The 11,010-nt window shown below is 42.3% G+C and carries 9 protein-coding genes and 1 pseudogene; 2 read left to right on the top strand and 8 right to left on the bottom strand.

Annotated features, from left to right (window positions below; translation table 11 throughout):
• Positions 1-75: 75 nt before the first annotated feature.
• Positions 76-1,704: a putative polysaccharide biosynthesis protein gene (locus tag ADG03_RS03160; protein ID WP_049472488.1), complete on the bottom strand. Its 1,629-nt coding sequence runs from the start codon at positions 1,702-1,704 to the stop codon at positions 76-78.
• An 87-nt stretch (positions 1,705-1,791) separates the two neighbouring features.
• Here ADG03_RS03160 and ADG03_RS03155 point away from each other — a divergent pair, with 87 nt between their 5' ends.
• Positions 1,792-3,237, top strand: a complete 1,446-nt coding sequence (locus ADG03_RS03155) for a UDP-N-acetylmuramoyl-L-alanyl-D-glutamate--L-lysine ligase (RefSeq protein WP_049472487.1) — start codon at positions 1,792-1,794, stop codon at positions 3,235-3,237.
• Positions 3,238-3,275: 38 nt separating this feature from the next.
• Here the strand turns inward: ADG03_RS03155 and ADG03_RS03150 are convergent, their stop codons facing one another.
• The 7 genes from ADG03_RS03150 to ADG03_RS03120 form a co-directional block, all read right to left on the bottom strand.
• Positions 3,276-3,926: a DUF1803 domain-containing protein gene (locus tag ADG03_RS03150; RefSeq protein ID WP_049472486.1), complete on the bottom strand. Its 651-nt coding sequence runs from the start codon at positions 3,924-3,926 to the stop codon at positions 3,276-3,278.
• Between the two features lie 190 nt (positions 3,927-4,116).
• Positions 4,117-4,695 (bottom strand): TetR/AcrR family transcriptional regulator, encoded by a 579-nt coding sequence (locus tag ADG03_RS03145; protein ID WP_049472485.1) that lies wholly within the window; start codon positions 4,693-4,695, stop codon positions 4,117-4,119.
• Complete coding sequence (locus tag ADG03_RS03140; protein ID WP_049472484.1) at positions 4,695-5,396, bottom strand: MBL fold metallo-hydrolase; 702 nt, start codon at positions 5,394-5,396, stop codon at positions 4,695-4,697. Before ADG03_RS03140 ends, ADG03_RS03145 begins: the two co-directional genes overlap by 1 nt.
• Positions 5,397-5,666: 270 nt before the next feature.
• The gene (locus tag ADG03_RS03135; protein ID WP_049472483.1) at positions 5,667-6,179 is read right to left on the bottom strand and encodes a YiiX/YebB-like N1pC/P60 family cysteine hydrolase; all 513 of its coding nucleotides are present in this window, start codon (positions 6,177-6,179) and stop codon (positions 5,667-5,669) included.
• Positions 6,180-6,242: 63 nt separating this feature from the next.
• The gene (locus ADG03_RS03130; protein ID WP_003005572.1) at positions 6,243-7,178 is read right to left on the bottom strand and encodes a manganese-dependent inorganic pyrophosphatase; all 936 of its coding nucleotides are present in this window, start codon (positions 7,176-7,178) and stop codon (positions 6,243-6,245) included.
• 123 nt (positions 7,179-7,301) lie between these two features.
• Positions 7,302-8,096 (bottom strand): pyruvate formate-lyase-activating protein, encoded by a 795-nt coding sequence (gene pflA / locus ADG03_RS03125; protein ID WP_003008306.1) that lies wholly within the window; start codon positions 8,094-8,096, stop codon positions 7,302-7,304.
• Positions 8,097-8,308: 212 nt separating this feature from the next.
• Entirely contained in the window at positions 8,309-10,615 is a 2,307-nt protein-coding gene (locus ADG03_RS03120; protein ID WP_049472482.1) for an endonuclease/exonuclease/phosphatase family protein, read from the bottom strand.
• Positions 10,616-10,700: 85 nt separating this feature from the next.
• On the opposite strand from ADG03_RS03120, the pseudogene ADG03_RS03115 reads away from it, so the two are divergent.
• Positions 10,701-10,910: pseudogene (locus tag ADG03_RS03115) on the top strand (UTRA domain-containing protein); the annotation flags it as partial.
• Between the last annotated feature and the right edge of the window lie 100 nt (positions 10,911-11,010).

Here is an 11,010-nt window from a genome sequence, read left to right as displayed (position 1 = left end):
CCACTCAACCACTGCGTCTTGCTCGACAATCCAAAAATAATTGAGAGGCTGGGCACTTTTTACCCAACCTCTGATTTATTTAATCCGAAATTTTTGTCTAAGACGTGCAGCTTGACCTCCGATAAAGCGGTCAAAATACCGTAGCCATAATCCTAAGGCTCCATAAATAGCAACTCCCAATCCTCCAATGACGACGATATAAATCATGCTCGATACACGGCCATTTGGTGGGAAAATCCAGCCCAAAATCAAACCGGCGATCAAGACTCCAAGTAGCATCACCACAGTCAGGATAGAACCAAGTAAGGTCCGCTTGAAGACGATGGTGCGATTAAACTGAGTAATGGTTTGGATCTCCCGATACATGAGGACGATTGGCACCATTAACGCAATGGTCGTTGACAAAAGTGGTCCATAAGAACGAAAGACCAAAATAAATGGAATTTGGAGGACCAATTTCACCACTACACCATAAAGGAAATAGCGGATGGCCTTGCGATTTTGAAAGAGGGCTTGAATCATTGGCGATAAGACCGTGTAAAGACCGAGAATTACGGTCTGCAACATCGCTACGATGAAGAGTCCTAAGGCCAAGCCATCTGGTTGCCCATAGAAAACCGTATAAAGTGGTTTTGCGACTGCTACTGCACCAAAGGTGGCTGGAAGCAAGAAAGCGAGCAACATGGTCAAGTTATCCTGTACGAGCTTCCCAGCTGCTTTTAGGTCCCCCTTCACATAATTCTCTGTCAACAGAGGAATCCCAACTCCCCCAATCGAAGTCGCTACCGCAATCAAGATCATGGTGATTTTGTTTGGATTAGCAGAGAAATAACTAAACATGACCAAGAGCTGCTTTTGACTATAATCTGTGAACCAAGACATGACATTGATAAAGGTCATCTGGTCAACAATTTGGAAGAGCTGAATCGCGGAACCTGTGATAATAAAAGGAATGGCCTCACGAATCGTATCGATCAAGAGAGCCCGAGTGTCAATCCCTTCACTTCCCTCTTGCTTTCTAAAAATAGAAGAGAGCAAACCTGTCTTTGCAAGGTAATAAAAGAGCACCAGAAGGCTCGCTCCCATCCCGATAAAGGCCGCAAAGGTCGACTGCGTCACAGCCTGCACGTAATCACCTGAGCCAATCTTCATAATGAAGAAGGTCGTGAGCAACATCCAGATGACCCGGATGACTTGTTCAGCGATCTGGCTAATGGCGTAAGGCTTCATGTTGTTAAAACCTTGGAAAAATCCCCGAATGACACTCATCGAAGGAAAGATCAAGACAGCCCAAGAAAGGCTCTGCATGATCGGAATCAACTCTTTTCCCCCACCTGAAAGACTCGCAAAGACAGGAGACATAAGATACATGAGAATGGCAAATCCTAGGCCTAAAATTCCCATAAATTTCAAGAAGCCCCGAATCAAAGCAAAGCTATGATCGGCTTGGTCCCGGGTATTGTATTTGGCTACTTGCTTGGCAACAGCTACGGGCACTCCAGCTGTCGAAATCAAGAGAAACCAAGCATAGATATTGTAGCCCATTGTAAAAAGACCATTGGCTTGTGGCCCATATTTCCCCATCCAAATATACCAAGGAATAATATAAGCGGCTCCTAGCAAACGGCTGATAAAGTTGCTGGCTGTCATCCAGGCAGTCCCGCGTAGCATCTGGGCTTGCTGGTCATTTTGTTCGTGACTCATTGGTGTCCTCTTTCGTTTCTTCTTCTCTTCATTATAAACTTTTCCATGACACTTGTAAAATAGGGACTTTAGGTTTACAATAGTTTTATGATTACAATTGAACAAACCCTCAACATTTTAAAACATGACCAAAATTTCCGAGAAGTTCTAGTAAATGGTGAATACTACTACCATCTAGAAGGAACAAGTTTTGATGCCATTAGCTATGATAGCCGTAAGGTTTCTGCTAGTACCCTCTTTTTTGTTAAAGGGGCGAGTTTCAAAAAAGAATACCTGGAACAGGCTATTTCTAATGGACTCGGCTTTTATGTCTCTGAAAAAGATTATGAAGTTGGTATTCCTGCCATCCTCGTCAATAATATCAAACAGGCCATGAGCTTAATTGCCATGGAGTTTTATGGGCACCCTGAGAAACAATTAAAACTATTGGCCTTCACAGGGACTAAGGGAAAGACAACCGCGGCCTATTTTGCTTACCATATTTTGGAACAAAGTCACCGACCAGCTATGCTGTCGACTATGAATACGACGCTGGATGGTAAAAACTTCTTTAAATCGACCCTGACAACTCCAGAGAGCTTGGATCTTTTTGCCATGATGGCTGAGGCAGTAGCCAATGATCGGACCCACCTCATTATGGAAGTTTCCAGTCAAGCTTATCTGGTAAAACGAGTTTACGGTCTGACCTTTGACGTTGGTGTTTTTCTCAACATCAGTCCTGACCATATTGGACCGATTGAACACCCAACTTTTGAGGATTATTTCTACCACAAACGTCTCCTCATGAAGAACAGCCAAGCCGTTGTCATCAATAGTGATATGGATCATTTCCAAGTTTTAGCGGACCAAGTCGCGAACCAAGACCACGATTTTTATGGAAGCCAGTCTGAGAATCAAATTGAAAACTCTAAGGCCTTCAGCTTCTCAGCCACTGGTAAATTAGCTGGAAACTATGAAATCCAACTGATTGGACATTTCAACCAAGAAAATGCTGTGGCTGCAGGTCTTGCCTGCCTTCGTCTAGGTGCGAGTCTTGAAGACATCAAAGAGGGAATTGCTAAGACGCGTGTTCCTGGCCGAATGGAAGTCTTGACTCAGAAAAATGGCGCTAAGGTCTTCATCGACTACGCCCATAATGGAGATAGCTTGAAAAAACTGCTCTCAGTTGTCGAAACCCATCAAACAGGGACCATTTCACTGGTACTTGGATCAACTGGTAATAAGGGAGAGAGCCGCCGCAAGGACTTTGGCTTACTCTTAGAAGAGCATCCTGAGATCCAAGTCTTCCTCACAGCTGATGATCCCAACTATGAAGATCCTTTGGCTATCGCTGAAGAGATTAGCAGCTTCATCACGCGCCCTGTTGAGAAAATCGCAGATCGAGAGCAAGCCATTCAACTGGCTATGGCAACAACCAGCAAGCCTGAAGATGCCGTCATTATCGCCGGAAAAGGAGCGGACTGCTACCAAATTGTCAACGGCGTAAAAGAAGAGTATCCAGGTGACGCCGCCATCGCTGAACGTTATCTATAATCAAAAAAACAAGGCTAGGAAGTTTTCCTAGCCTCTTTCTATTGTTTGATAAACATCAGTCTTTCCTTATCCAAGTCCACTGCTAATTCATATTTGCCTTCATCATTTTTGCGGATATAGCCTAAGATTTCTAAACTATCGACAAAGATGTCCTTGCGCTTTTGCTGGACTACTTCTTTTTTGAGAAATTTGAGCAAAAAGCTAGTCATATACTTGAGAGCATACTCAGGATTGACATCGCCCAAAATAGCATAGAGCTTTTCTTGCTCCTCTGTCAATGGATATTGGTGGGCAACCTTGTAGAAGTAATTGGAAAGGGTCTGTGCATGTCGTGCAAAGTCCGTCTCCTCTATGAGAATCGCTTCATTGGTCGTGTTGCGGAGTTCCGTTTGGAAGACCTTGGCTTTTAATTCTTGATAAACTGCACTGTCCTCTCGAACAAAGACCTCCTGATCCAAGTCAACAAGATCAGCTGACTTCAAGAAGGGCAGGTTGAGGGTGTAGCGTTTATTTTCTCGAAGGATGAAGCCCGCTTTGATATACTCCTCCATCAGCTTATCCACTGGTTGATCTGGAAATTGGGCCTTGATTTGCCGCAGGATCACATCGTCGTGCTGATCCAAAAAGTTGATCAAGTCCTTGAAAAATGGCTGACGTGTCAAACGTATGGGATTAATGATTGTAATCATGAATAGGTCTCGTTTACTGTTTTATCGGTTCGTTCTTATTGTAACATAAAAATTAGTTTAAGCGAAATCAATACCAAAGGACAAAATCTTCAATTTATAGATAGGCAGGCAAGAGGGGAAAATAAGGCAATAAAAGAACTTAGTTTTTTCAATCCAAGTTTACTGTAGAAGCCCCATAAGTTATTCCAACTCATTTCATTTCTATTATTTTAAAAGAAATAAAATCAGTCAGTAGTTGCTTAATGCGTTCTGGACATTCTTCATTGTCCCTACTGTAGATACTCACTAGGCCATGTAAAAAAATAAAGATTCCACTACGAATATTTAGCACTTCTGCATCAGATAAGTCTTTCGGTAAAAAGACATCAATAGCTTCTTCCAATAAACGATAACTTTTCATTCTCAATTGCATCAACGGTTGCGAACAATCGCCTGGATCTTCATGCTCTCCACGGTAAAAAATCAATAATTCATAAAAACTTCGTTCTCTAAACCCAAAATCCACATATGTTTGACAGATTTGGAGCAGACGTTCTTTATCAGTCTGCTTGGAATGGCTGATTTCTAAGCAAGTATGATAGAGATGAGTTAACGGTTTTTCCGCTACTGCATATAAAATATCCTCTTTCTTTTTAAAATACTGATAAATAGCTGTATGTGAACATCCTGCAGCTTGAGCAATCTGCCTAATTCCCACCTTCTGGTAAGGTTCTTTTCGGAAAATTTCCTCTGCTACTCTGATAATTCTGGACCTTGTATCCTTTGCCATTACAAACTCCCTTTAAACCCATTCAATGCCTCAAAATCTCGTACTGCATCTTTTACCTCACTACCATGACAAACACTAACAAGTGCCTGCGGATAACTATTGAGAATTCTTTCACCACTAGCTAAAGCTTGTCTCATATCTGCTGTATATCCTTTCATTGGTGGACGCAACTTTCCACCTCTCGTAGCTGTGAAAAGATCTCCAGCGATTAAAACTTGATCCTCTTCATGGTAATAAACAACATGACCAGGGGAATGCCCAGGAGAAAATAGGGGTTTTAGTCCTGCACTACTTATCAAGTCTTGACCTTCTTGACTTTCAACAGTTATAAAAGTAGCCGGATCAAAAATCACTTTTTCCGTCTCTTTTCTATTAGGAAAAGGTTCTTTGCCTGAAATATAGGGGAATTCCTTCTCACTGATTAAAGTCGGGATGTTCCCAAAGTGCTGTCTAAGATAGAGCAAACCTTTGATATGATCTGGATGTCCATGGGTCAGAAAAATTGCTTCAATTTTTTGTGGGAGTAAAAACTGGGCAGCGTACTTCTCCATTCCTCGCATTCCCGTATCAATCACATAAAAGCGACCAGATGATTCAACTAGCCATATGCTGACAACAAAAATGCCCAATTCGAACTCAAACTTATTTATATGTGGACTGATTTGTTTTGTACGTGTTAATAAACGATACAAGAAAGACATATTTACTTCCTCCTTTAATTTCCAGAAAAACTAACCAGTGGTTAGTTTTTGCTGCAGTATATCATATTTTATCTGTCTATACAAGAAACATCCAGAGGATATTAAAATAAAAAATACAACTTTTACAAGTTGTATTCTAAGGTAGAACATATTTTTAAAATCAGGAAATAATATATCGAGACTTTCCGCTGTGAGGAAAGGATTAAAAAATTATTTTTCTTTAGTTTGATGTAACTCTTATAAACTGTATCAAAGTTTCAGATTGTTATTTCATGAATCCAAATCATCCAAATACCTTTCTTTAAAATGTAGCAGTGGAGATTGGGCTAACTGACTCGGGTTGGTCCCGGGCTGATCTAGAGGAACGGCTAGACCGAGCTCCTTGTAGTAATCCAGCCAGAACGGACTAATCTCCTCTTCCTCATCTCCAAACTTCATGGGAATGGTTTCAAAAATAGGAAGTAGTTCAGCAATGAACTGGGAACAGTAATAACCATCTCCATCCTGATAAAAGGACGCATTGTAGGGAGCCCCTAAAAGACTCTCTGCTCGCTTTTTGACCTCTGGACAATCAATCTCCGCACAGCGATAAAGGTCATATACTTTCTCAGCTTCAAAGAAATCTTCAGGGGACTGGGAAAGGACGCCACCTTCTACCGTGGCATGATAAATGAATCCGTCCAAAAAGATGGCCACATGGCTATAGTTGCCAGTTGATGCCTGGATGGCCTGCCCTATATCCGAATCATCTTTCACAAAGATTAAATCACCATTTTCTAGCATATTTCTCTCCTAGAAAAAAAGGAGCCGAAACTCCTTTTTAATAATGGGTTTCCCCATTTATCATTATGCATTAAAGCTTTCAGTCAATTGAGGAACCACTTGTTTCTTACGTGAAACGGCACCTGGAAGGAAAGCATGATTGTTTTCAAGTTTGAAGTTGAAGGCTGCTTCTACCTTATCCATGTTGGCACCAAGAGCCAAGATTTCTGAGTTTGAGTTGACGATGTCTGTAATCATCAAAACAAAGTCAGAGTAGCCGTTAGCTGCATTGGCAGCTTGGATAGCTGCTTCGATTTCAGCTTGGCGTTCCAAAACTTCCGCAATATCAACTGTGTTCACTTGAGCCACACGAACGTTATTTCCGTTCAATTCAAAAGTCTTAGCATCGATGTCGATCAATTCTTCTGCTGATTTGCTTGCCAAGTTAGTACCAGCCTTGAGCATTGCAAGACCATATTCTTCCAAGTTGACACCAGCCAATTCAGCCAATTCTGGCGCAATCACTTTATCAGATGGGTGTGTTGTTGGAGATTTCAAAAGAAGGGTATCTGAAATCAAACCTGAAAGCATCAAACCTGCCAATTCTTTTGGCACTGCTACACCGTGTTCTTTGAACATGCGGTAAACGATAGAAGATGCTGATCCTACTGGTTCCAAACGCATGTAAAGTGGGCTGGCAGTTTCAAAGTTAGCCACACGGTGGTGATCCACTACACCGTAAACTTCTACTTCAGCGATATCTGAAACAGATTGTTGGAATTCGTTGTGGTCTGTCAAGATGACTTGCTCTGCACCTTCTGCTTTAGCTGATGTGATGACGCGTGGTGCTTCCACACCAAAATAGTCCAATACGAAAGCTGTTTCTTCATTTGGAGTTCCAAGAGCCACTGCTTCTGTATCCAAACCATAAGCTTCTTTTGCAAGATAAGCAAAAGCTACAGATGAGCCGATAGCATCTGAGTCAGGATTTTGGTGACCAAAAACGAGAATTTTTGACATGTTTCTACCTCTTTATTTCATTTATAGATTCACTCTATTTTAACACGTTTTTCCGTTTAAAGAAAGGGAAGAACAATGCATTCACTAGAAAAAACAGTTGGGATTGCCAACTGTTTTTCTTCTTTATCCTTTGACCCGTTTCAGGTAATCTTGGTAACTTTCTGTTTCCATCAAATCTTTTGCATTTTGGACCCGTTCTTTTGTCGGTGGTTTCACACCCTCCAATTTGTACGGAATTCCCAATTCACGCCATTTGAATTCCCCCATGGTATGGTAAGGCAGGATCTCAAATTTATCGACATTTTTTAGGGTTTTAACAAATTTTCCAAGCTCGATCAAGTCGTCATCTCGGTCTGTAAGCCCAGGTACCAAAACGTGACGAATCCAGACTGGTTTTCCAATATCAGATAGGTACTTGGCACAAGCTAAAATCGTTTTATTGGTATGGCTGGTCACAATTTTGTGACGTTCATCATTGATTTCCTTGATATCCAGAAGCACCAAGTCTGTCACTGCCATCAAGCGGTCAAATTTTTCCAAATAACGAGGCGTATTCCGGAAAGGAAGAGCACAGGTATCCAAAGTACAATGAATGCCCAACTCTTGAGCCTTGGTAAAAAGTGCAATCAAAAAGTCAATCTGCAAGAGGGCTTCTCCACCACTGACCGTGATTCCCCCTTTTTGGCCCCAAAAGCCACGATAACGGAGGGCTTCTTCTAGGACATCATCCACTGTCCGTTCACGGGACTTGTTGGTTTCCATAGCCCAAGTATCTGGATTGTGGCAGTATTGACACCGCATTTGACACCCTTGAAGGAAGACAATAAAGCGGATCCCAGGCCCATCTACTGCCCCAAAACTTTCTGTTGAGTGTACCATTCCTGTTACTTTTCCATAGTCAACTGTTTCATTTTCCATTGAGGAACCTCTTCTCTTGAAAACGTTTTATGGTTTTATTATAACACGATTCCATCTATTTTAAAGAGTTTAAGCTTCTTTTTGAAAAGAATCTGTTTTTTTCAGTAGTTTTCATTGTCCTAGTACAGTTTCCAATTTGGGACTATCTGTCCTGTATGTTGGAACAAAAAAGGAGCCAGCGACTCCTTTTTTAGATCTTTCTTTTGAAAACGTTAGTAAGTCTTTTTCTTCTTATACCAGACAAGACTCATCGTAGCTATTGCCACTCCAAAAAGAGCTAGATAGCTTGTTTCTTGTCCAGTAGATGGGAGGATTTTCCGTTTTCCTGGTGTCTTCGTTTCTGTTGCTGCCTCTTCCTTGTCGTCTTGCTTCTCATCTTCGTTCTTGCCCTTCTCTTTGCTTTCAGATGGTGAACTCTTTTGTTCATTGGCTTGAGCCTGATGAGGGGCTAGTTGAGACCCTGTATTCGATGAGGAAGGGATGGTTTGATCCGTTGGTTGTCCTGTATTCCCTTGTTGATCATCCGTCGGCGTTCCTGGAGTTTGTGCTCCACTAAAGTCGATTTGGACCAAGACAGGATCATGGTCTGATGCACGACCATGTTCCTTCATAAAGGAAGCATTGATATGGACTGGTTCAAACCTTGCTTTGGCTGCCATGTTGTTTGAGATAAAAATGTTATCCAAAACTTGATTGCTTCCACGGTAGAAATAAGAATAGCGATCGCCTGCATCATGTTGAGCCATTAAGTTGGTTAGTTCACTACCCGCAAGGATCTGTGCCGTGGTTGAGAAATCGTAGTCATTAAAATCACCCGTCAAAACAAAGGTGGTCTTCGGATTTTGCTTCAAGCCTTCTTGAACGAATTGATGGATGACACTAGCTTGTGCTTCACGAGTTGGCAAGGTATGTTCCACTGCTGGTTGGCTTGCCCCATAAATAGCATCATCTCCGATTTTTGATTTCAAGTGATTGGCAATCACCACAACTGGTTGACCTTTGAATTCAAATTCAACAGCCAAAGACTTGCGAGTATGATCAAACGATGGGTCATTAGGGGCAATCCGAGCTGGATTTTTAACCAGGTGTCCCTTGTCAAATTGTGCTGCCTCGTTGCTAGTTGCTGCCTCTTTTTTGGCTAAGGTTACGCGTTCTGGATTGTAGAGGATTCCCAAACGAATATTAGAACCAGGCTTTCCTCCGTCAGCGCCATCTACTGGAGCAACCTCCGTATACTCATAGCTCTTGCCACCCAATTCCTTGATCCGATTGGCTAGTTTGCGTCCACTTTCAACACCACTGGTCGTTCCGTCATCCACACTACCATTATTGTCCTGGACTTCAATCAAAGTAATGATGTCTGGATTGTGAATTTCATGGATAAAGGAATTGGCAATCAGCGTCACCTTATCCTCTGGGGTTTCATTTTTGGCATTGTTAGCCGAGAAATTTTCAATATTATAGGAAGCAATGGTCAGCTTGTCCTCACTTGGTTGGGTTTGAGCTGCTTGACGCTGCAAGCCACCGTCTTGGACCATCAACTGTTGAGTGGGCTCTAATTTATAGAAGCTATTTCGATACGTTACCACTCCTGTCACATCTTCTGTAAAGTAATCCTTGGCTTTTGCGACAAACTGATTCCCAACATAAATCGGGATCGTCGCAGTATTTTGCGCATGTGGCCGTAGATTCAGACCTCCAATATTGTTTAAAGGAAGGCCTGTGAAATCTTCTCCCAAGACATAGATATCTCCCTTGTACTGGGGACCAAGGACATGCGGTTTCTTCACCACTGTGAGCATTCCTTCCAGGCTTTCCCAATAATCGAGGGCATCGGTTTCTGGAGCATAGGCAGTCGGATTAGGCTTCACATCTGCTGGCATGCCCGCAGTGATATTCACAGCTTCTGGAAGAGGGGCCGTCCCATCTTTTGTGATCCAAGCATCGACCAGCATGGTCACCGTTAAACTATTCGTTGGTTCCTTAAAGGTTTTCCCAGCTCCCAAGGTAACCTCTTCCATATAGCCTTCCTTGACGGTACCAGTGATTTTCACCTTGTCACCGACTTTCACCTTGTATTTGGAAACAACATAAATCCCATCTGAAGTACGGCTATTCCCATCCGACTCAATATCTTGGGCATAAAAACCATAGCGGTCTGTCTTAGTCACCACTGCATTTTTGATGGCTACCTTTTGGCCTTCCAGTGGAGAGCGTTGCGATTCCCCTTGAATGTCCCCGACCTTAACCGTTTTCTCCTCAGTAGCGTCTGAGGAACTGCTAGATGTCTCTTCTTTATCACTCGAAGCTCTCGTCGTAGCGTCTGTAGTTGTTGTTGCGGAAGTCGAATGATTTGTCAAGCCTTCCTCGCTACTAGTGTTCGTCACAAGTGCTGACTCTGAAGTCGAAGCTGTGGTCTCGTCAGCAACTACCGTGAGGGCACTGTTAAAGACCCCCAACTGACTAACCAATAAGGTAGCTACTGCTAATAATCGAATCTTTTTTCCGTTATTTCTCATGCTTCTCTCCATCCCTAAAAAGTTTTCCTCTTTTATTATAAGGGAATGGTTTTACATTTTCAAGCGCTTTCAAAAATATTTTTCAAAAAAAACACTTCAACCCAATAAGAAAGAAATTTTGATTTCACCAATCGATAATCGCGATAAGATCTTACTGGATCTTGGAAAAGACCAACACGTGCTAACGGTCCGCTCCCAAGTTTACTTAGCAGACGGTCGGCAATTCCAGTTCACCGAAAGCCGTCACAAATTAGACAAGTTTCATTTTGTCGACTATGCAGAGCGGAGGAAATAAAAAGGAGGCTGGGACAAAAGTCCTAGCCTCTCAGTTATCTTTGTATTGTAGAGCAAGACGCAGTGGTTGAGTGGGCTCTACTACGCTGATTTCATCAGCT

Source organism: Streptococcus parasanguinis (assembly GCF_001069785.1).
GTDB lineage: Bacteria > Bacillota > Bacilli > Lactobacillales > Streptococcaceae > Streptococcus > Streptococcus parasanguinis_T.
The sequence above is the reverse complement of the archived record's forward strand: the minus strand, read 5'-3'. Positions and strand labels throughout refer to the sequence as shown.